Origin of the sequence: Robiginitalea biformata HTCC2501 (genome assembly GCF_000024125.1) — a bacterium.
Taxonomy (GTDB): domain Bacteria; phylum Bacteroidota; class Bacteroidia; order Flavobacteriales; family Flavobacteriaceae; genus Robiginitalea; species Robiginitalea biformata.
Genome location: NC_013222.1, coordinates 3178837 through 3199996 on the forward strand (window position 1 = coordinate 3178837; position 21160 = coordinate 3199996).

General features: G+C 57.8%; 17 protein-coding genes. 15 read left to right on the forward strand and 2 right to left on the reverse strand.

Translation table 11 applies throughout. The features are described 5' to 3' along the window. Positions 1–186 precede the first annotated feature (186 nt). On the reverse strand, positions 187–609 hold the full coding sequence (locus RB2501_RS14105; RefSeq protein ID WP_041327298.1) for a nucleoside-diphosphate kinase: 423 nt from the start codon (positions 607–609) through the stop codon (positions 187–189). Positions 610–712: 103 nt separating this feature from the next. On the opposite strand from RB2501_RS14105, the gene RB2501_RS14110 reads away from it, so the two are divergent. The 3 genes from RB2501_RS14110 to RB2501_RS14120 are packed head-to-tail and all read left to right on the forward strand — an operon-like array spanning position 713 to position 3415. Further along, complete coding sequence (locus tag RB2501_RS14110; protein WP_015755538.1) at positions 713–1732, forward strand: DHH family phosphoesterase; 1020 nt, start codon at positions 713–715, stop codon at positions 1730–1732. Next, a complete protein-coding gene (gldI, locus tag RB2501_RS14115) occupies positions 1729–2289 on the forward strand; it encodes a gliding motility-associated peptidyl-prolyl isomerase GldI (protein ID WP_015755539.1) in 561 nt (186 codons plus the stop codon). The genes RB2501_RS14110 and gldI overlap by 4 nt, the downstream gene beginning before the upstream one ends. Before the next feature lie 4 nt (positions 2290–2293). After that, positions 2294–3415 carry a peptidylprolyl isomerase gene (locus tag RB2501_RS14120; protein WP_015755540.1) on the forward strand — a complete coding sequence of 374 codons (1122 nt, stop codon included), beginning with the start codon at positions 2294–2296 and terminating at the stop codon, positions 3413–3415. A 48-nt stretch (positions 3416–3463) separates the two neighbouring features. Here RB2501_RS14120 and RB2501_RS14125 read toward each other — a convergent pair whose 3' ends face one another. Continuing rightward, on the reverse strand, positions 3464–4927 hold the full coding sequence (locus RB2501_RS14125; RefSeq protein WP_015755541.1) for an aminoacyl-histidine dipeptidase: 1464 nt from the start codon (positions 4925–4927) through the stop codon (positions 3464–3466). A 32-nt stretch (positions 4928–4959) separates the two neighbouring features. On the opposite strand from RB2501_RS14125, the gene RB2501_RS14130 reads away from it, so the two are divergent. The 12 genes from RB2501_RS14130 to RB2501_RS14185 all read left to right on the forward strand — a co-directional run bounded on the left by RB2501_RS14130 (position 4960) and on the right by RB2501_RS14185 (position 21126). Further along, a complete protein-coding gene (locus RB2501_RS14130) occupies positions 4960–6111 on the forward strand; it encodes a DUF3810 domain-containing protein (RefSeq protein WP_148214394.1) in 1152 nt (383 codons plus the stop codon). 140 nt (positions 6112–6251) lie between these two features. Further along, positions 6252–9200 carry an amidohydrolase family protein gene (locus RB2501_RS14135; RefSeq protein ID WP_015755543.1) on the forward strand — a complete coding sequence of 983 codons (2949 nt, stop codon included), beginning with the start codon at positions 6252–6254 and terminating at the stop codon, positions 9198–9200. Positions 9201–9225: 25 nt separating this feature from the next. Next, positions 9226–10512: an amidohydrolase family protein gene (locus RB2501_RS14140; protein WP_015755544.1), complete on the forward strand. Its 1287-nt coding sequence runs from the start codon at positions 9226–9228 to the stop codon at positions 10510–10512. 140 nt (positions 10513–10652) lie between these two features. Continuing rightward, positions 10653–11474: a TrmH family RNA methyltransferase gene (locus RB2501_RS14145; protein ID WP_015755545.1), complete on the forward strand. Its 822-nt coding sequence runs from the start codon at positions 10653–10655 to the stop codon at positions 11472–11474. Between the two features lie 23 nt (positions 11475–11497). Further along, the gene (locus tag RB2501_RS14150; protein WP_015755546.1) at positions 11498–12745 is read left to right on the forward strand and encodes a M48 family metallopeptidase; all 1248 of its coding nucleotides are present in this window, start codon (positions 11498–11500) and stop codon (positions 12743–12745) included. Positions 12746–12982: 237 nt separating this feature from the next. Further along, positions 12983–14521 (forward strand): bifunctional GNAT family N-acetyltransferase/carbon-nitrogen hydrolase family protein, encoded by a 1539-nt coding sequence (locus RB2501_RS14155; protein WP_015755547.1) that lies wholly within the window; start codon positions 12983–12985, stop codon positions 14519–14521. Between the two features lie 81 nt (positions 14522–14602). Next, positions 14603–15964: an ADP-ribosylglycohydrolase family protein gene (locus RB2501_RS14160; RefSeq protein WP_015755548.1), complete on the forward strand. Its 1362-nt coding sequence runs from the start codon at positions 14603–14605 to the stop codon at positions 15962–15964. Positions 15965–15996: 32 nt separating this feature from the next. Beyond that, positions 15997–16497 (forward strand): GyrI-like domain-containing protein, encoded by a 501-nt coding sequence (locus RB2501_RS14165; RefSeq protein WP_015755549.1) that lies wholly within the window; start codon positions 15997–15999, stop codon positions 16495–16497. Between the two features lie 40 nt (positions 16498–16537). Then, the gene (locus RB2501_RS14170) at positions 16538–16945 is read left to right on the forward strand and encodes a PH domain-containing protein (RefSeq protein WP_015755550.1); all 408 of its coding nucleotides are present in this window, start codon (positions 16538–16540) and stop codon (positions 16943–16945) included. 149 nt (positions 16946–17094) lie between these two features. After that, on the forward strand, positions 17095–19302 hold the full coding sequence (locus tag RB2501_RS14175; RefSeq protein ID WP_015755551.1) for a RelA/SpoT family protein: 2208 nt from the start codon (positions 17095–17097) through the stop codon (positions 19300–19302). An 86-nt stretch (positions 19303–19388) separates the two neighbouring features. Then, entirely contained in the window at positions 19389–19847 is a 459-nt protein-coding gene (locus tag RB2501_RS14180) for a Fur family transcriptional regulator (RefSeq protein ID WP_015755552.1), read from the forward strand. Positions 19848–19854: 7 nt separating this feature from the next. Then, a complete protein-coding gene (locus tag RB2501_RS14185) occupies positions 19855–21126 on the forward strand; it encodes an adenylosuccinate synthase (RefSeq protein WP_015755553.1) in 1272 nt (423 codons plus the stop codon). The last annotated feature ends 34 nt before the right edge of the window (positions 21127–21160 follow it).

Below are 21160 nucleotides of genomic sequence, written 5' to 3' on the forward strand. Positions count from 1 at the left end.
CCCATCCGGCATCACACTCCATAGAAGTGGCAGCATGGAAAATTGAGTTGGCGGTGGGAAATATACAGGTCGCGGAAGGGAAAATAGAGGTCGCGGAAGGGAAATAAAAAAACCCCGGTCAGGGCCGGGGTTTTAGGCAAGGGCTATTGCCCCTCCCAATAGGGTTGTGCTGTTAGGGTTGTGCTGTCAGGAATAGATTTCCCTTCCTGAGAAGTGGAAAGCCCCTTCGATCTCCGCGTTGGCATCACTGTCCGAACCGTGGATGGCGTTCTCGGCTATATCGGAGGCAAAGAGTTTGCGGATGGTTCCCTCGGCAGCCTCGGCGGGGTTTGTGGCCCCGATCAGCGCCCGGAAGTCCTCTACGGCATTGTCCTTCTCCAGGATGGCCGAAACGATCGGTCCCCGGGTCATAAAATCCACGAGCTCGCCAAAAAATGGCCGCTCCTTATGGATGGCGTAGAACTCCTCGGCATCCCGGCGGCTCAGCTGCGTGTACTTCATGGCGACGATACGGAATCCCGCGGCGGTTATCTTTTCCAGGATCGGGCCAATATGCCCGTTTTCCACCGCATCCGGCTTAATCATCGTGAATGTTCTGTTTCCGGTCATTTTTAGAAATTTTGGGCAAAAGTACATTTTCTTGTTGCAACCACCAACATAAAAGCAACCGACCCGCCCGGTCTTCTCTTTATTTAATTATATCTTTGCACGCATGAATACCGAAGATGCCCGAACGCTGCGGCACTGGTTGTCTACCCCCCAGCGCATCCTGCTGATACCCCATAAAAACCCGGATGGCGACGCCATGGGCGCATGCCTCGGTTTACAGCAATTTCTATTGGGATTCCAGGATGACGTGGTGGTTGCCTGCCCGAACGAATTCCCGGCATTCCTGAAATGGATGCCCGGTGCAGCGGACGTAATCCTGCATACCAAAGACCCCGAAGGCGTGGCGCGTCAAATCCGCGAAGCCGACCTGATATTCACCCTCGATTTCAACTCCCTGGACCGGACGGGTGCCATGGCGGAGGCGCTGGAAACCACCCGGGCCCGGCTGGTCATGATTGACCACCACCAGAGCCCGGGAGACTATGCACACCTGACGTATTCGGATCCAAAAATGAGCTCCACCTGCGAGATGGTGTACCGCACCATCCAGGCGCTGGAGGGTGAAGGGAAGCTGTCTGCGGACGGGGCATCCTGCCTCTATGCAGGGATCCTTACGGATACCGGGTCGTTTAAGTTTGCATCCACCACCCCGGAAACCCTCCGGGTGGCTGCCAGACTCATGGACTGCGGGGCAGACCATGTGGAGATCCACCGCCAGATCTTCGACACAAACCGTCCCGAGCGACTCCGCCTCCTGGGCATTGCCCTGAATAACCTGAAAATCCTCCCTTCCTTCCGTACGGCCTATATCACGCTGTCCCAGGAAGAACTGGATCAATGCGATTTCCGAAAGGGGGATACCGAAGGCTTTGTCAATTACGGGCTGTCCGTAGACGGGGTTGTACTGGCGGCGATATTTATCGAGAACCGGGAGGAAGGGATCGTTAAGATATCCCTGCGCTCCCGGGGTGCATTCTCCGTCAATAAGATGGCGCGGGCCCATTTTGAAGGCGGGGGCCACATCAATGCCGCAGGGGGACGAAGCGCGGAAAGCCTGGAGGAAACCGCAGCCCGGTTTGAGTCCCTCCTGCCCGATTACAAACCCGAACTACTCGCTGTATGAAGACGCGGTTTGCCGTTATCGCCTTGCTGCTACTCGCCCTCGGTTGCGGAGAACCCGAAGTCCGTTGGCCCGTGTCCCGTCAGGGCGGCTCCTTCCTGAAGCTTTCGGCCGAGCGGAACAAACGGCTCCTGGAACAGGAGCAGGCACTCCTGGACCGGATCATCGAAGCGGACAGCCAGCATACCTACCTCACCAGCCAAAGCGGATCCCGGTACTACTACCTGCAACAGGCCCCGGGGGATGGGTACACCCCACAACCCGACGACCTGGTGACCCTTACCTACGATATCCGGACATGGGACAACGATTCCATCTACCCGGAAACCGAAATCGGGTTGGTCCGGTATAAAGTGGACAAACAGGAATTGTTCCCGGGGCTGCGCAACAGCGTGAAACTTTTACAGGAAGGAGAAAGCGCCGTGTTCTTCTTTCCTTCCTCCCTGGCCTTCGGGTACCACGGGGACCAGGAACGAATCGGGCCGAACCTGCCCGTCCAGAGTACCCTAACAATTGTAAAAATCGAAAAACAATCGGATTCCGAATCATCCAATCCCTAATTCTATGAAACAGACATTCTCATTACTCCTGCTGATCGGCCTGCTGGCCACGGGCTGTAAATCCAATCAATATGCCGATCTGGGCGACGGGCTCTACGCCGAAATGCAGACCAACCAGGGGGAAATTATCCTCCGGCTGGAATACGAGCAGACTCCGGTTACCGTAGCGAACTTCGTGACCCTGGCCGAAGGGACCAGCCCGTTTGTCAGCGAGGAATTCAAGGGAAAGCCCTATTACGATGGGGTTACGTTTCACCGCGTGATGAAGGATTTTATGATCCAGGGGGGAGACCCCACGGGCACCGGCCGGGGTACGCCCGGGTACCGGTTTTCCAATGAAATCGTGGATTCCCTGGTCCACGACCGAAAAGGCATCCTCTCCATGGCCAATTCCGGGGGAACCAAAACAAACGGCAGCCAGTTTTTCATCACCCATGCCCCGACGCCCTGGCTGGACGGCATCCACACGGTATTCGGGGAGGTGGTCCAGGGGATCGAGGTGGTGGATTCCATTGCAGCCGTCCCTGTAGACCCCGCCAGCAACAAACCCCTGGATTCCGTGGTGATGGAGACCGTTGAAATTGTACGCAAAGGCCGGGACGCGAAGGACTTCGACGCCGTGGAGGTGATGCGCAACTACTTTGCCCAGGAGGAGGCTGCCGAAGCGGCCCGCCGGCAAAGATTACAGGACTATGTAGCGGAATTCGCAGACCAGAAAGCCCGGGCCGAATCCCTGCCCTCCGGGCTGCAATACCTGGTCCTGAACGAAGGGGAAGGTCCCAAACCGTCCATCGGGCAACGGGTACTTGTCAATTATTCCGGCTGGCTCGAAGACGGGACGCTGATCGACAGTTCGGATGAATCGGTGGCACGGGAATTCGGGGAACTCGACCGTCTGATGCAGATGCACCGGGGCTCACTGACCCCCTACCCGATGCCCTACAGCCCGGATACGCAACTGATCGCGGGCTTTAAGGAAGCCCTGCTGCTGATGGAAGTGGGCGACAAATGGCGGGTGTTTATCCCCTCCCACCTGGCGTATGGGGACCAGGGCAACGGCCCCGTGCCTCCTGGGGCCGACATGATTTTTGACCTGGAAATAATCGAAATCGAGGGTAGCGAATAACCGCAGAACGGACAGGGCTTTAATCCCTATCAGGGAGCGGACAGGGCGTTAGTTCCTTTCAGGAATATGCGCCAGTACGTCCGTGAGCAGCTTCCAGAATTTGGAGGTTGAAGGGATGCTGGCCCGCTCATCCGGGCTGTGGGCTCCCCGGATGGTCGGCCCAAAGCTGATCATGTCCAGGTCGGGATACTTGTCTTTGATAATTCCGCATTCCAGGCCGCCGTGCCCCGCCAGAATCCGAGGGGGTTCCCCGAAAAGATCCCGGTATCGCTTTGTCACGAGTTCCAGGATGGCTGAATCCGGAGCGGGTTCCCACCCGGGATATTCCCCGCTGGTTTCCGTCCGGAAACCCGCCAGGGTAAATACGGCCTCCAGCTGCCGCACCAGCGCCTCCTTGGCGCCTTCACGGGAAGACCTGGCCAGGCAACCTATTTGGATTTCGCCCGATCCGGCGGCCACCCGGGCCACATTGTTGGACGTTTCCGTCTGACCGGGGAATTCCGCACTCATCGCGACCACCCCGTTGTGCAATCCCAACAGGCAGCGCAACAGGCGGCCGGCATCGTCTTCGGGCAGCAGGCCCCCGGTTACATCTGCCGGGGACATGGTAATCTCCAGCCCGGGTTCCAACTGCCGGTTTTCCTCCAACAGGGCGGTCCGTTCCCTCTCAAAAGCTTCGCGGAATGCACTTTCCCGGTCCGGGTTCAGGGAAAGGACTGCACGGGCTTCTCGGGGGATGGCGTTGCGCAGGGTCCCCCCGGTAAGGAGGTGTAGCCCGCAGGCCCCGGCATCATAGCAGGCGTACAAAAGCCGGGCCAGCAATTTGTTGGCGTTTCCAGGACCCTTGTGGATGTCCATGCCGCTGTGCCCGCCCTGCAGGCCCAGGAGTTGAATTTCATATCCCCTCCAACCTGCGGGAACCGCTGCTGCCTCATATCGGGAGGTCCCGGTGACGTCCACGCCCCCGGCACAGCCCACACTGAGCTCGTCGTCCTCCTCGGTATCCAGGTTCAGAAGGATTTTTCCCTTGAGCCATCCGGGTTGAAGGCCTTTGGCCCCGGTCATCCCGGTTTCCTCATCGATGGTGAACAGGGCTTCCAGGGGCGGGTGGGCCAGGTCGTCGGACTCCAGGACCGCCATGATGGCGGCAACCCCCAGGCCGTTGTCTGCCCCCAGGGTTGTTCCGCGTGCACGCACCCAGTCGCCATCCCGGTACATCCGGATACCTTCATTATCAAAATCGAATTCCGTGGCGTCGTTCTTCTGGTGCACCATATCCAGGTGGGCCTGCAAGACCACGGGCGTACGGCCTTCCATGCCCTTGCTGGCCGGCTTGCGGATCACCACGTTGCCCACGGCATCCCGCCGGGTCTCCAGCTCCAGGTTCGCCCCGAAATCGAGGATAAACCGGATCACCCGGTCTTCCTTCTTGGACGGGCGCGGGACGGCGCTCAGGGATTCAAAGTGTTTCCAAACCGTTCGGGGCTCCGCCCGAATAACCAACTCTTCCATAGGGTATCGTTTCAATCCGCCAAAAATACGGAATGCCCCACAGCCTCACGAGCGAATTGGCTATTTTTGCGGGCATGCGCAACCGGATCAAAAATATCCTGGCCCTATCCCTCCTCCTGCAATGGGTGCTGGTGCGCTTTGCAGCCAGCTCCCCCCAATGGGTGGAAAAGTGGTACAGCCGGGGGCTCTACCCCTACCTCTCCGGGTTCTTCCGCCGAATCTACGGGTGGATTCCCTTCTCCGTGGGCGACCTGGTCTACCTCGGATTACTGGCGTTCCTGTTCTGGTGGCTCTTTCGCAAGCTGAAAACTGTCCGCAGGCGTATCCCGGGATTTCTGCGGGACCTCCTTGCGGGGTTTGCCATCCTGCACGGCACTTTCTACCTGCTTTGGGGGCTGAATTATTTTCGGGAGCCCCTGGGGGCGGCCCTGGGGATGTCCGAGGAATACTCCCGGGAGGAACTCCTGCAGACAGCCGAGTGGCTTGCCGCCCGGTCGAATGCCCTGCAGGAGACGCTTGCCGGGGATACCCTCACCCCGGTACGCCTGCCCTATTCGCAAGGGGAAATACGGGAAATGACCGTGGCGGCTTACCAAAACATCTCCGGGGATTTCCCGGAATTTACCTACCGCCATCCCAGCCTGAAAAACTCCCTGATCAGCACCGCACTTACCTATATGGGATACGGGGGGTACCTGAACCCTTTTACCGGGGAGGCACAGGTCAACGGGCGCCTGCCGCTGTTTCGCTACCCGGTGGTCTGCGGGCATGAAGTGGGCCACCAACTGGGCTATTCAGCAGAAAACGAAACCAATTTTATCGGATACCTGGTCACCCAGAAGAATCCGGACCCGTACTTCCAGTATGCGGCATCCGCCTACGGACTGGGGTACTGCCTGGCGGAAATCAACCGCGTGGACAGCCTGGAGCGCAAACGGATTACCCGCGGGCTCCATCCCGGGGTCCGCGCCAACTACGCCGAAATGCAGGAATTTTGGGGGGCGTACGAAAATCCGTTGGAGCCGGTCTTTAAAGCCGTGTTCAGCAAATACCTGGAGGCAAACCGTCAGGCCGACGGGATCGCCAGCTACAACCGCGTGGTTTCCCTGCTGGTGGCTTACCACAGGCGGGAGCTGGAGGTATTGCCGGGGCCGCCGCCATCGGCCCCGGCTCCTGAAGATTAAAGCCCGCTCTGCCTCGCACGGGCAGGCATTCCTTAACCCGGGCGGGTATTCCTTAAATAATTGTTAAAGTCCCGCGGGCATCCGGGGGGGCCGGCCGATTGTCCTATTTTTAGTCCGCTAATTCAAAACTACCGCACCACATGAAATGGAAATTAACCCTCCTGGCCTTTCTGGGGCTGGGGATGTTCGCTTTTGCCCAGGAATACTTCCCAAAAAACGACGGCGTTAAAGCGACCAATGACAACTACACGGCCCTGACCAATGCCCGGATTTATACGGCACCCGGTCAGGTAATCGAAAACGGCACCCTTTTGGTCCAAAACGGCAAGGTGGTCCAGGCCGGCACTTCCGTGCAAATTCCGGACAACAGCGTGGTAATCGACCTGAAAGGACATTCAATCTACCCCTCCTTTATAGACGTTTTTTCAGGCTTTGGGATGGAAAAGCCCAAACGGGCCCAGGGGTCCGGCCGGACCGCCCAGTACGACGCCAGCCGGGACGGCTTCTATTGGAACGACCATATCCGTCCGGAACAACAGGCCATTGCAGCCTATTCCTTTGACAAGGGCAAGGCCGCTTCCCTGCGCAAAGCCGGGTTCGGGGTGGTGAACAGCCATGTGCAGGACGGTATCGCCCGGGGTACGGGGGTACTGCTCACACTGAGCGAATCGGACGACGATGCACGCCGGGTCCTGGACGACGAATCGGGCCAGTATTTCTCCTTTGAGAAAAGCGTGACCTCCCGCCAGTCCTACCCGACGTCCCTGATGGGCGCCATGGCACTGCTGCGGCAGATGTACCACGATGCCGACTGGTATGCCCGGGGGAATACCTCGAATACAGACCGGTCTTTGGAAGCGTTAATAGCCAACAAAGGGCTTGTACAGTTCTTTGCGGCGGGCGACAAGGACAACGTCCTCAGGGCGGATGGGATCGGCGACGCCTTCGGGGTCTCCTATGTGCTGCTCGCCGGCGGACAGGAATACGAGAATATCGAACAGATCAAGGCCACCGGGGCTTCCCTGGTCGTGCCGCTGGATTTCCCGGAAGCCTTTGACGTCTCCAACCCGTACGAAGCCCAACTGGTGAGCCTGGAAGATATGAAGCACTGGAACCAGGCCCCGACCAACCCGAGGGTACTCGCGGAGAACGGGGTTTCCTTTGCCTTCACCCTGCACGGGTTAAAAAACGAATCGGACATTTTCAAAAAAGTCCGCAAGGCCATGGCCCACGGCCTTACCGAACAACAGGCCCTGGAAGCACTCACTACCGTGCCGGCGCGCCTGTTGGGTAAATCCGCCGAAATCGGGTCGCTGCAGCCGGGCAGGCTGGCAAATTTCCTGGTTACCTCCGGACCCGTTTTTGACGAAAATACTACCCTGTACGAAAACTGGGTGCGCGGGAAGCGCGAGGTGCTGGAGGATATGAGCCGGAAAGATATCCGGGGTACCTATTCCCTGGCCGCCGGGGGCAAAACGTATTCCCTTGAGATCTCCGGGAAGGCGGCTGCCCCGAAACTCAAAGTGATGCGGGACACGGCCCAACTCAAATCCAGCCTGAGCTACTCGGGCGACTGGGTGGACCTCAGTTTCAACGACTCGGGCGAACGCTACCGGATGACGGCCCGGGTGGCAGCAGGCTCCGACCATCTTCAGGGGAAAGGTGTTCTGCCCAACGGGAATTCCACCCGAATGACCGCCCGGATGACCCAGGCCTTTGAGCCGGAGGTAGCCGAAAAGTCCTCCGCAGAGGAGGATGCCCCGGAGGTACTTCCCCTGACCTATCCGAATGTCGGATATGGCTTCACCAGCCTCCCGACACAGGAAGATGTCCTCTTCCGGAATGCCACGGTATGGACGAGCGAGGATGCAGGCGTATTGGAAAATACGGACGTACTGATCCGCAAAGGGAAGATTGCCCGTATCGGCCAGGGCCTCAATGCCGGAAGCGCCCGCGTAATCGACGCCACCGGCAAACACCTGACAGCCGGGATCATTGACGAACACAGCCATATTGCCGGCGTGTCCATCAACGAAGCGGGCCACAATTCCTCGGCCGAAGTCCGTATGGCCGACGTTCTGGACCCGGAAGATGTGGATATCTACCGGAACCTGGCCGGAGGGGTTACCTCCATCCAGCTCCTGCACGGATCGGCCAACCCAATCGGGGGCCAGTCGGCCATTTTCAAACTGAAGTGGGGCCGGCCTGCCGATGAGATGCTCTACGAGGACATGCCGAAATTTATCAAATTCGCCCTGGGTGAAAATGTCAAACAGAGCAACTGGCAGAGTTTTGACCGGTTCCCGCAAACGCGGATGGGCGTGGAGCAGGTCTTCCTGAATTACTTCCAGCGGGCCAAAGAATACCAGGCCAAAAAGGATTCCGGGGAGCCCTACCGGCACGATGAGGAAATGGAGACCCTGGCGGAAATCCTCCGGGGGGAGCGATTTATTTCCTGCCACTCCTACGTTCAGAGCGAAATCAACATGCTGATGAAGGTAGCCGAAAAAATGGGCTTCCGGGTCAATACCTTCACGCACATTCTGGAAGGATACAAGGTGGCCGACAAGATGGCCGAACACGGCGTGGGCGGTTCCACTTTCAGCGACTGGTGGGCCTATAAGTTCGAAGTAAACGACGCGATTCCCTACAACGCCGCCATCATGACCCGTGCCGGCGTAACCACCGCCATCAACAGCGACGATGCCGAGATGTCCCGCCGACTGAACCAGGAGGCCGCCAAGACAGTCAAATACGGTGGGATGAGCGAGGAGGAAGCCTGGAAGATGGTGACCATCAACCCGGCCAAACTGCTGCACCTGGACCACCGGACAGGCAGTATTGCCGAAGGCAAGGACGCCGATGTGGTCCTGTGGTCGGGACACCCGCTTTCGGTCTATTCCCGCGCGGAAAAGACCTACATCGAAGGGATCCCGTACTTTGACCTGGAACGGGACAAGCAAATCCGGCAACGCATCGACCGGGAGCGCAATACGCTCATCAACATGATGCTGCAGGAAAAGGACGGGGGTACCAAGCGGACCCCCCGTCAAAACCGCAGGGAACGCTTCCACTGCGACAGCCTGTAATCCTCCAACTCAAAAAATGACACGTATGCAACGTATTCAATTCATAGTAAGTTTACTGCTACTGGCCACAGGGAGCCTGGTTGCCCAGCAAACCCCGGCCCCTGCCCAGAGCGAGACCATCAGTATTACCGGGGCTACCCTGCACCTGGGCGACGGCACCACCGTTGAAAATGGCACCGTCGTTTTCGAAGCGGGCGTTATCACAGCCATCGGGGCTGGAGTAACCCCCACGGGCCGGGTCATCGACGCCGACGGGAAACACGTCTATCCCGGCATCATCGCCCCGGTGAAATCCCTGGGCCTCGTGGAAATCGACGCAGTGCGCCCCTCGGATGACGAGGATGAAATAGGGGGAATGATTCCCCATGTACGCAGCCTGATTGCCTACAACGCCGAATCCAAGGTGGTGGAGAGCATGCGGCCCAACGGGGTGCTGCTCGGCCAGGCGACGCCTCAGGGGGGGACGATCTCCGGCACCTCCTCCATTGTACAGTTCGATGCATGGAACTGGGAGGACGCCGTGGTACAGGCCGATGACGGTATTCATATGCACTGGCCGCGTTCCTTCCGCAGGGGCCGTTGGTGGCTCGGGGAACCCCGTGGCCTCCGACCGAACAAGGATTACGAAAGCGACCAGCAAGAAATCCTTGAATTTATCCGGAATGCCCACGCGTATGGCAAAGGGGGCTCCGCCCCGCTCAACCCGGCATTCGAGGCGATGCAAGGCCTTTTTGACGGTACCCAGCGCCTGTATGTCTACGCCAACGGGGAACGCGAAATCATTGACGGCGTGAGCGCCCTGAAGGAGGCCGGGGTGGCCAAAATAGTCCTGGTAGGGGGCTATCAGGCACACCAGGTAACCGAATTCCTCAAAGAGCACGACATCCCGGTCCTGGTCAACCAGCCCCACATGCTCCCGGAACTGGACGACGACGATTACGATTTGCCCTACAAACTCCCGAAGATCCTGGCCGATGCGGGGATACTGGTGGGCCTGCAAAATGAAGACATGGCCAATTTCCAAACCCGGAACCTGCCCTTTTACGCCGGACATGTGGCCGGATTTGGCCTAGACCGGGAAAAGGCCCTCCAGCTCATTACCGGGAATACCGCCAAAATCCTCGGGATCGACGACCGGTACGGGACCCTGGCAGAGGGCAAGAGTGCTACCCTGTTTATTTCCGAAGGGGATGCCCTGGACATGCGGACCAACCAGCTGACCCACGCCTTTATCGACGGGCGGGAAATCTCCCTGGAAACCCACCAGACGGAACTCTGGAAACGGTATGCCGGGAAGTACGGGCAGCGGTAAGCTGGGCGGCCATCGTTACGGGACAACCTGAGGGACCCCGTCTCCGGCAGGAGCCCCGGCGACCCTCCGATGTCAGACGCCGAATTAACCCTATATTTGAAACGGAACACCCCAGGGTCGTTCCGTTTTTTTGTTCAGCTATGGACGCAATAAAACATATCAGCAGTATCCAGAACCCGGAAATCCGGCAACTGCAACACTGGAGCCAGAAGTCCAGGGACCGTCGTAAATCCGGGGTATTCGTCCTGGAAGGATACCGGGAACTCGGGCTGGCGCTGCAGGGCGGATACCGCATCCGGACCCTGTACTACTGCCCGGAAATCCTGGGCGATGAGCGGCGGCAGGCCCTGAGCGACCGGGCCGGCTGTTCGTGGGTGAGTCTGTCTCCGGAGGTATACAGCCACCTGGCCTACCGGGGCAAGACGGAAGGGGTAATCGGCCTGGTGGAAGCCCGGGAGCACCGTTTGCAGGACCTGGAACTCGAAGGGAAAAACCCGCTGATCCTGGTTGCCCAGGCCCCGGAAAAACCGGGTAACCTGGGGGCCCTGTTGCGGACGGCAGACGCTGCGTCCCTCGATGCCGTTATTGTGGCCGACCTGAAGGGGGACCTCTATAACCCGAATGTCATCCGGTCGAGCGTCGGTTGCCTGTTTACCGTCCCGGTGGCCCAGGCCTCCACAGAGGAAGCCCTGTCTTACCTGAAGGCCCGGGATATTGCCGTATACGCTGCCAGCCTCGGCGGTTCGGTGCGGTACGACCAGGCAGACTACCTGGGGGCGTCCGCTATCGCCGTAGGAACGGAAGCCACCGGCCTGACGGAGGCATGGACCCGGCAGGCGGAGGCCTGTGTGGAAATCCCGATGGCCGGGGCCATCGATTCCATGAATGTATCCGTGGCAGCCGCCGTTTTGCTGTTTGAGGCACGCCGGCAACGCGGATTTGAAAATATTACCAATCCCTGATTTCATTGCCAACCCCTGAATCTATGACCTCAGAAGCGCTGTATTACCTGATCATCGGCATACTCATCCTGGATTACCTGGCAGATACGCTCCTGGAGTATCTGAATGCCCGGCGGTTCGGGAACCCACCCCCGGAAGAAGTGGCCGACCTGTACAACCGGGAGGCCTATGAGAAAACCCAGTCTTACAACCGGGCGAATTACCGCTTCGGGTTCGCCGCTTCGACAGCTTCGCTCCTGGCTACCCTGGGATTCCTGGTATTTGGCGGTTTTGGCTGGCTGGATACCCTGGCGATATCCATAAGCCAGGACCCTATCGGACAGGCGCTCGTGTTTTTCGGGTTGCTGTTCCTGGGAGGGGAACTCATCGGGCTGCCTTTTTCCTGGTACCGGACCTTTGTCATCGAGGAGCGGTTTGGTTTCAACAAGCAAACGGTTGCCCTTTTCTGGGCGGACAAGCTCAAAGGCTGGGCGCTCGCGATGATACTGGGGGGCGGTTTGCTCGCCCTGGTCATGGTATTCTACCGGTGGGCCGGGCCGGGTTTCTGGATCTATGCCTGGCTGCTTATCGGGGTGTTCACGGTCCTGACAAACCTGTTGTACAGCCGGGTGTTCGTCCCGCTCTTCAACCGGCAGGAACCCCTGGAGGACGGGCCGCTGAAAGACCGGATTCACGAATATGCACGCCGGGTTGGGTTTGAACTGAAAAAGATCTTCGTCATCGACGGGTCGCGCCGCTCCACCAAGGCCAATGCCTATTTTTCGGGGTTCGGGACCCAAAAGCGGGTGACCCTGTACGATACGCTGATCGGGGACCTCGACGAAGAAGAGGTGGTGGCAGTCCTCGCACATGAGGTGGGGCACTACAAACGCAACCATATCCTGTTCAATCTGGCGGCCTCCCTCGCCCTGACGGGCCTTACCCTGTATATCCTGTCCCTCTTTATCAACCACCCGGGTCTGTCCCTGGCCATCGGGGTGGACCGGCCCAGTTTCCACGCCACCCTGCTGAGTTTTGCTTTGCTGTACAGTCCGATATCTGAAATTACCGGCCTGGCGATGAATTTTATTTCCAGAAAATTCGAATTCCAGGCAGATGCCTTTGCCCGGGAAACCTACGCGGCAGAACCCCTGGTTACTTCCCTGAAAAAACTCTCCGAAAACCACCTCAGCAACCTCACCCCCCACCCGGCCTATGTTTTTGTGCGCTATTCCCACCCACCCCTGGCCGAGCGGATCCGAAAGCTGCAGCAGGAGGATCGGAAGGAGTAACCGGACGCGACGAGCGGGACAGTATCGGGCGGGACGGTGAGGCGGGATGCGATGGGCTGGACGGTAAAGAGGAATGCGACGGGCCGGACAGTAAGGCGGGATTCGCCTGCAAGACCTGATCCTCGTGCGGGTGCGCCCTGTTGAGATCCCTCTGCAAAGTCCGAACCAAGTATCCCGCGAACACCTTACCTTTGCGCAGGATTCCACGGCGAACGGCCCTAATAGATCCTCCCATATATGAAAACGAACATCGAGAACATCGAATTGCAATACCTGACCCTGAAGGACTATCAGGAGCTCAAAGAGGCGATGATCGAGGCCTACCCGAGCATGCAGGAAGATTACTGGCAAAAGGCCGACATCCGATCGCTCATCCGCAAATTCCCGGAAGGCCAGGTGGTGATCAAGATCAACAACTCCCTGGCGGGCTGCGCCCTGTCCATCATCGTCGACAGCGGCGTCCTCGACGGGGCCCACACTTACGAGGACATCACCGGCAACGATTCGTTCAACACGCATACGCCGGAAGGGGACGTGCTCTACGGCATCGATATCTTTATCAAACCCGAATTCCGGGGGCTGCGTCTGGGGCGACGCCTGTACGACTACCGGAAGGAACTCACGGAAAAGCTGAACCTCAAGGGAATTGCCTTCGGGGGCCGGATGCCCAACTACCACCTCCACAGCGGGGAACTTACCCCCAAGCAATACATTGACAAGGTCCGGAGGCGGGAACTCGACGACCCGGTGCTAAATTTCCAGATTGCCAACGACTTCCACCCGTCAAAAATCATGAAGGGGTACCTGAAAGGCGACAACGACAGCAACGGGTTTGCCGTGCTGATGGAGTGGGACAATATCTACTACGAAAAGCCCACCCGGAAGGCGGCGAGCAGGAAGAAAGTGGTCCGCCTCGGGCTGGTGCAGTGGCAGATGCGGCACTACAAGGATCTGGACGGGGTGATGCAGCAAGCCGAATACTTCCTGGATTCCGTATCGGAGTACCGGTCGGACTTTGCGCTTTTCCCGGAATTCTTCAACGCGCCACTAATGGCGGCCTACAACCACCTGCCGGAATCCGAAGCCATCCGGATGCTGGCCCAGCAAACCCCGGAAGTGGTCCGTCGGTTTTCGGAGCTCGCCATCTCCTACAACATCAACGTGATTACCGGGAGCACGCCGGAAATCCGGGACGGGCTGCTCTTCAACGCCGGTTACCTGTGCCGTCGGGACGGTACCACAGAGCGCTACGACAAGCTGCACATGACCCCGGACGAAGCCCGTTTGTGGGGGATGCAGGGAGGCGATACGCTCCGGTCTTTTGACACGGACTGCGGAAAGGTGGGGGTATTGATCTGCTATGATGTAGAATTTCCCGAACTCAGCCGCCTGTTGGCGGACGAGGGCCTGGACATCCTGTTCGTCCCTTTCCTGACCGATACCCAGAACGGGTATTCCCGGGTGCGGAATTGCGCCCAGGCCCGTGCCATCGAGAACGAATGCTACGTGGCCATTGCCGGCAGCGTGGGGAACCTGCCCAAGGTCCACAACATGGACATCCAGTATGCCCAGTCTGCCGTGCTCACCCCGTGCGACTTTGCCTTTCCCTCAGACGGGGTTAAGGCCGAGGCGACACCGAATACGGAGATGATCCTCATTGCCGACCTGGACATGGACCTGCTTTTGGAACTCAACCAGCTTGGGAGCGTCCGCAACCTGAAGGACCGGCGCCTGGACCTTTTTGAACTAAAAAGGAAACGGTCGCGCCGCCGGTAGGCCGGGAACATCGGTGCGGCAGGCTGCGAACATAAGTGCGGCCGTCTGGGAACATCATCTTAGATCGCCTATATTTACGCTATGATGCATTCATTGAAACCTGCCGTGTTTCCAGCCATCGCCTGTATGCTGATACTCGCAGGGCCATTGCATTCTCAAATTGGCAAGGCGGCCCCTTCGGACACCCTGGCCCTGGACAAAGCGGCCTATGCCAATCAGCTGGAAGGCTTCTGGCTCGGGGCCTGCATCGCCAACTGGACGGGCCTGGTCACCGAGATGGATAAAATCGGGAACATCGGGGCGATCCAAACGGGACGCTTCTACACCCGGGAGGACTGGGGGCAACCCGATCAACCCAGTATTTTTACCCCGGATACCCCCAGTGCGTTGTCCCGGACCATCGACTTTGTATTCCGGGGGCCCGACAGCCTCTGGGGGGCGGACGACGATACGGACATCGAATACATGTACCAGCATTTGCTGGCTACCCACCAAACCGCCATCCTGACCCCGGAACAAATCCGCGACGGCTGGCTCAGGCATATCCGGAAGGAAGAGGAGAACTACCTCTGGGTTTCCAACCAGCAGGCCTTTGACCTCATGCAGGAAGGGGTTTTGCCTCCCCGGACAAGCGACCCGGACCTGAACGAACACTGGGAAATGATCGATGCCCAGCTCACCACCGAACTGTTCGGGCTCCTCGCCCCGGGCAGACCCGACATTGCCCTGAAAATGGCCTACCTGCCCGTGCGCACTTCGGCCGGGGGGCAGGCAGCCCTGATCTCGGAATTCTATATCGTCATGCACGCCCTTGCACCCCTGATCAATACGGAAAAGCCCCTCGGCCCCCAGTTGGTCCAGGTTGCCGATTCGGCCAGGGCCCACCTCCCGGATACGGGCTACGCTGCCCGGATGTACGATTTTGTCAAGGCGAAATACGCTTCGGGTATCCCCTGGGAACAGGCGCGGGATTCCATTTATCAACGCTACCAGGTGGAACAGCGGGACGGGTATGAAATTACCTCCCAGGACCTGTATTGCAACGGATGTTTTGCCGCCGGGATCAATTTCGCCTCCAGCCTGGTGAGCCTGTTTTACGGGGAGGGCGACCTCAGGGAAACCATTAAAATCGGCGTGTTGTGCGGCTGGGATTCGGACAACCCGACGGCAACCTGGGGCGGATTATTGGGTTTTATCCTGGGTAAAAAGGATGTTGAAAAAACCTTTGGCCGGACGTTCTCCAACCGGTTCCACATCCACAGGACCCGGCAAAATTTTCCAAACCAGGGCATCGACACATTTGGCCGAATGGCGCAGACCGGATTGGATATCGTAGACCGTGTGGTTACCCGGGAGATGGATGGCCGAATCGGCCATGCGGATTCGACCTGGTATATCCCCCTGAAACCAAATCTCATAAAAGCAACCTCAAAAACACACTGACTATTTTTAACAAAACTGCCAACCAACCGCTATTGCCCCGAATAGAAACCCTGCCCGAAACGCTCCTGGCGGGCCTGGGCCGTGAAATGTCGGTAATCGGGAACCGCACCCGGGAACTCTGGCAGGAGTTTATGCCGCTGACCCGGAAAATCCCGACACGGCAGGGCGGCGACCTCTACTCCGTCGAAATCTACCCCGGACTGGATTATTTCAAGGCGTTTGACCCTAAACGGCCCTTTGTTAAATGGGCCGCTGTCCCGGTACAGTCCTGGCAAGATATGCCCGGGGAACTCGATAAATTGGTCCTGCCTACCGGATTGTATGCCGTTTTCCGCTACAAAGGCACACCCCAGGCAGTGGCCCCTTTTTACAGGAGGATCCTCGAAGAATGGCTGGCGTCCTCCGTTTACCAGCTCGACAACCGGCCGCATTTTGCGGTGATGGGCCCGGAGTACAAGGGGAACCACCCGGAATCCGAAGAAGACCTCTGGATACCTGTTCGGCCCAACGGGACCATGGGCAGTATTTCGTAAATTTATCCCGGTTAATAGCTTCGCAAATCAAAAAATAGCCATGGAGAAACGCTACGCCTCCCGCATCAGCCCGGTACTTGTTCTCATACTGGCTGCAGTCTTTATCCCCACCACGTATCTGATGGTTCGGGAAGGTGCCCTAGCGGGCCTGGTTATCAACCTGGCTACTGTCGCTTTTATCGCCGTGTTGTTTGCCGGTATCCGCTACGAGCTCCGGGAAGAAACCCTGCATGTGCACGGAAGTTTCCTGGTAAAACTGCATATCCCCGTGCGGGAAATCCGGAGCATCCGGCGCTCCTACAATCCGCTCGCGTCACCGGCGGGCTCCCTCAAGCGGCTGGCCGTGCGATACGGGGACAGCGGCATGACGCTGATCTCCCCTAAGGACGAGGCCGATTTTATCAGCACCCTCAAAGCGCTCAACCCGCGTATCGAGGTGGAGTTGTAGCCATTTCTGCCGCCCGGAGCCGGGAGATCGGCGGCCAACCGGTTACAATGGGCCGGCATCACGATATCTTTTCGGCCTGAGACCCCTATTGCCGGACGTCGGGCACAATTTTTGTTGTGATCCTATTGAATTTGCACTACTTTTAAAATATGGCTTCCCAGACCCTGATACAGAAAGAAAACAAGGAGATCGCCAAGCAGTACAAGGAACTGCTTCGCATCAGCTACCAGACGCTCTCCGATGAGGACAAGCGCCTGATCCGGCAGGCCTTTGACGTGGCTGTGGACGCCCATAAGGATCAGCGGCGCAAATCCGGGGAGGCCTATGTGTTCCACCCCATCGCCGTGCCCAAGATCGTCGCCTCGGAAATTGGTCTGGATGCCGTGAGCATCGCTTCGGCCCTGCTGCACGACGTGGTGGAGGACACCCCGTACACGCTGAACGACATCGAGCGGATGTTCGGGGAAACCGTGGCGCGAATCGTAGACGGGCTCACCAAGATCGCCCACCTGAAAAAGGATACGAATATTTCCCAGCAGGCGGAGAATTTCCGCAAAATGTTGCTGACCCTGCACGACGACGTGCGCGTGATCATTATCAAGATTGCCGACCGCTACCACAACCTGCTGACCATGGATGCCATGCCGGAGCACAAGCAGGTCAAGATCGCCTCGGAAACCCTCTATATCTACGCCCCCCTGGCCCACCGTATCGGGCTGTACAACATCAAGACGGAACTCGAGGACCTCAGCCTGAAATACACCGAACCGGAGGTCTACAACGACATCCTCAGCAAGATTGAAGACACCAAGGAAGAACAGGGCAAGTACATTGAGGACTTTACCGCCATCATCCAGGATTCCCTGGACCGTGAGGGGTTGAATTACCATATCAAGGGACGGATGAAGTCCATCTATTCCATCCGGCGGAAAATGCAGGCCCAAAATGTGGGCTTCGACCAGATCTACGACAAGTTCGCCATCCGGATTATCTATAAATCGGACCGGAAGAACGAGAAATTCCTCGCCTGGAAGATCTACTCAATTGTAACGGACCACTTTACGCCCAATCCGGTGCGGCTGCGCGATTGGATTTCCTCCCCGAAAAGCACCGGGTACGAAGCGCTTCACATTACCGTGATGGGACCCAAGGGGCGCTGGGTGGAGGTGCAGATCCGTTCGGAGCGGATGCATGAGATTGCCGAAAAAGGCTACGCGGCTCACTTTAAATACAAGCACGGCGACCAGAAGGAACAGGGTATCGAAATCTGGCTGAACCGGCTGCAGGAAGCCCTGGAAAGTTCCAACGGGAATGCAGTGGATTTTGTGGAGGAGTTCAAGCTCAACCTGTATTCCAAGGAAATTTTCGTCTTTACCCCTACCGGCGATCTGAAATCCCTGCCGAAAGGGGCCACGCCCCTGGATTTTGCCTTCCACATCCATACGGAGGTGGGGTTGAAAACGCGGGGGGCCAAGGTGAACGGCAAACTGGTCCCGCTAAACACGGTTTTGAAAAGCGGGGACCAGGTGGAGATTATTACCTCGGAAAGCGCCAAGCCCAACCAGAACTGGCTGGATTACGCCACAACCGGCCGGGCCCGCTCCAAGATTCGTTCCTCCCTGCGCGAAGAGAAGAAAGAGCTCGCAATGGAGGGCAAGGAAATGCTGCGCCGGAAATTGAAATCCCAGAAAGTCACGCTGAACGAGGACGTGGTCAATAAAATGGTCACTTACTTTAAGTTGCAGACCAGCCTGGACCTGTTCTACCGGGTCGGAAACGGCGCCATCGACAATCAGCAAATCCGGGATTTTGCCGCCTCCTACAACAACGCCTTCATCAGCTTTTTCAAAAACAAGATCCGACGGAAGGAACCGCCCAAGGACATCGACCGGGAAGAGATCACCTCCAAATACGACATGCTCGTTTTCGGCAAGGAGGAGGAGAAGCTGGAATACACGCTGTCCAAGTGCTGCAACCCGATCCCGGGAGACGACGTCTTTGGTTTTGTCAGCGTCAACGAGGGGATCAAGGTGCACAAAAAGAATTGCCCGAATGCCATTTCGCTGCAGTCCAATTACGCCTACCGGATCATTTCGGCCAAATGGGTGGATTCCACCCAGCAGGAGTTCACCGCGCAGATCCGCATGAGCGGGATCGACAATATGGGGCTGATCAACGACATCACCGACCTCATATCCGACGAGATGCACGTAAACATGCGCAACATCAATTTCAGTACGGACGGGGGTACTTTTGAAGGGAAAATCACCGTGGTGGTGAAAAACAAGGCCATCCTGAAGAAACTCGTGTCCAACCTCAAGGAAATCAACGGGATCGACAAAGTGGTGCGCACCTGACGCCCCCCGGCCCTAAAATCAGTTGCATCGTGCGGCTATTCCTAATTTTAAGCGTATTTTTGTAGGCGGATGTAGCACCACTGCCCATGGCCGACAAGAATCAGGAAATCGTCAAAAATGTCTTCACCACCTTCCTGGAAGAGAACGGACACCGCAAGACCCCCGAGCGGTATGCCATCCTCCAGGAAATCTACGACAGCGACGACCATTTTGATATCGAATCGCTCTATATCAAGATGAAAAACAAGAACTACCGGGTTAGCCGGGCTACGCTCTACAATACGATCGAGCTGCTCCTGGAGTGCAAACTCGTGAGGAAGCACCAGTTCGGCAAAAACCAGGCGCAGTACGAGAAATCCTATTTTGACCGGCAGCACGACCACGTCATCCTGACCGATACGGGGGAAGTCGTGGAGTTCTGCGACCCGCGCATCCAATCCATCAAGAAGACCATCGAAGAGGTCTTTGACATTAAAATCAACAATCACTCGCTCTACTTCTACGGAACCCGTAACCCAAGCGAGGAAACCGCCAAAGATTCATAAACGACCCATGCCTGTAGATCTGCTGCTCGGCCTCCAGTGGGGGGACGAGGGAAAAGGAAAAATCGTCGATGTACTCACCGCCGATTACGATATTATCGCGCGCTTCCAGGGAGGGCCCAATGCCGGGCACACGCTGGAATTCGACGGTATCAAGCACGTGCTCCATACCATCCCCTCCGGGATATTCCACCCCAAAGCAGTCAACGTGGTGGGCAACGGGGTGGTGATCGACCCGGTCATCTTCCGGGGGGAGTTGGAAAAACTTGCCGATTTCCCCGTAGACCCGGTAAAAAGCCTGCTGATTTCGCGCAAAGCCCATCTGATCCTGCCGACGCACCGCCTGTTGGACGCCGCTTCCGAAGCGGCCAAGGGCAAGGCGAAAATTGGCAGCACCCTCAAGGGGATCGGGCCGGCCTATATGGATAAGACGGGCCGGAACGGCTTGCGGGTGGGCGACCTGGAATTACCCGACTGGCGGGACAAATACCGGGCGCTTGCCGATAAGCACGAGGCGATGATCCATTTTTACGACGTGGACATCCAGTACAACCTGCAGGAGCTCGAAGCCGACTTCCTCCAGGCGGTGGAATCGCTCAGAAAACTGACATTCATCGACAGCGAAGAGTACCTTTTCCAGGCGCTGGATAGCGGGAAACGCATCCTGGCCGAAGGAGCCCAGGGCTCCCTGCTGGACATCGATTTCGGCACCTATCCGTACGTCACCTCCTCCAACACAACAGCTGCAGGGGCCTGTACCGGACTGGGGATAGCCCCCGGGACCATCGGGGATGTATTCGGGATTTTCAAAGCCTATACCACCCGCGTGGGCAGCGGCCCCTTCCCTACCGAACTCTTTGACCAGGACGGGGAAACCATGGGCCGGGTGGGCAACGAATTCGGCGCAACCACGGGCCGGGCCCGCCGGTGCGGCTGGCTGGACCTGGTGGCCCTGAAGTACGCTGTCCGGATTAACGGGGTTACCCAGTTGATGATGATGAAGGCCGATGTACTGAGCGGGTTTGAAACCATCAAGGTATGTACGGCTTACAAATACAAAGGGGAAACCATCGACCACCTCCCCTATACACTCGAGGCCGAACACCTGACGCCCGTCTACACGGAAATGCCCGGCTGGAAGGAAGACCTGACCGCCATGGGATCGGCCTCCGAACTGCCCGAAGCCCTGAACGATTACATCGCTTTTTTGGAGGATGCCCTGCAAACCCCGATAAAAATCGTTTCCGTAGGCCCGGACCGCGTCCAGACCATTCGCCGCTGAGGCGGTTGAAATTGTGCTATTTTTGGACAAATTA

Excerpts from the sequence above, each read along its gene's own strand:
- RB2501_RS14125 (WP_015755541.1), bottom strand. The coding sequence starts at position 4,927 with ATGGAAGAGTTGGTTATTCGGGCGGAGCCCCGAACGGTTTGGAAACAC.
- RB2501_RS14120 (WP_015755540.1), top strand. The coding sequence starts at position 2,294 with ATGAAACAGACATTCTCATTACTCCTGCTGATCGGCCTGCTGGCCACG.
- RB2501_RS14160 (WP_015755548.1), top strand. The coding sequence starts at position 14,603 with ATGATGCATTCATTGAAACCTGCCGTGTTTCCAGCCATCGCCTGTATG.
- RB2501_RS14135 (WP_015755543.1), top strand. The coding sequence starts at position 6,252 with ATGAAATGGAAATTAACCCTCCTGGCCTTTCTGGGGCTGGGGATGTTC.
- RB2501_RS14140 (WP_015755544.1), top strand. The coding sequence starts at position 9,226 with ATGCAACGTATTCAATTCATAGTAAGTTTACTGCTACTGGCCACAGGG.
- RB2501_RS14175 (WP_015755551.1), top strand. The coding sequence starts at position 17,095 with ATGGCTTCCCAGACCCTGATACAGAAAGAAAACAAGGAGATCGCCAAG.
- RB2501_RS14145 (WP_015755545.1), top strand. The coding sequence starts at position 10,653 with ATGGACGCAATAAAACATATCAGCAGTATCCAGAACCCGGAAATCCGG.
- RB2501_RS14105 (WP_041327298.1), bottom strand. The coding sequence starts at position 609 with ATGACCGGAAACAGAACATTCACGATGATTAAGCCGGATGCGGTGGAA.
- RB2501_RS14155 (WP_015755547.1), top strand. The coding sequence starts at position 12,983 with ATGAAAACGAACATCGAGAACATCGAATTGCAATACCTGACCCTGAAG.
- RB2501_RS14110 (WP_015755538.1), top strand. The coding sequence starts at position 713 with ATGAATACCGAAGATGCCCGAACGCTGCGGCACTGGTTGTCTACCCCC.
- RB2501_RS14185 (WP_015755553.1), top strand. The coding sequence starts at position 19,855 with ATGCCTGTAGATCTGCTGCTCGGCCTCCAGTGGGGGGACGAGGGAAAA.
- RB2501_RS14180 (WP_015755552.1), top strand. The coding sequence starts at position 19,389 with ATGGCCGACAAGAATCAGGAAATCGTCAAAAATGTCTTCACCACCTTC.
- gldI (WP_015755539.1), top strand. The coding sequence starts at position 1,729 with ATGAAGACGCGGTTTGCCGTTATCGCCTTGCTGCTACTCGCCCTCGGT.
- RB2501_RS14150 (WP_015755546.1), top strand. The coding sequence starts at position 11,498 with ATGACCTCAGAAGCGCTGTATTACCTGATCATCGGCATACTCATCCTG.
- RB2501_RS14170 (WP_015755550.1), top strand. The coding sequence starts at position 16,538 with ATGGAGAAACGCTACGCCTCCCGCATCAGCCCGGTACTTGTTCTCATA.
- RB2501_RS14130 (WP_148214394.1), top strand. The coding sequence starts at position 4,960 with ATGCCCCACAGCCTCACGAGCGAATTGGCTATTTTTGCGGGCATGCGC.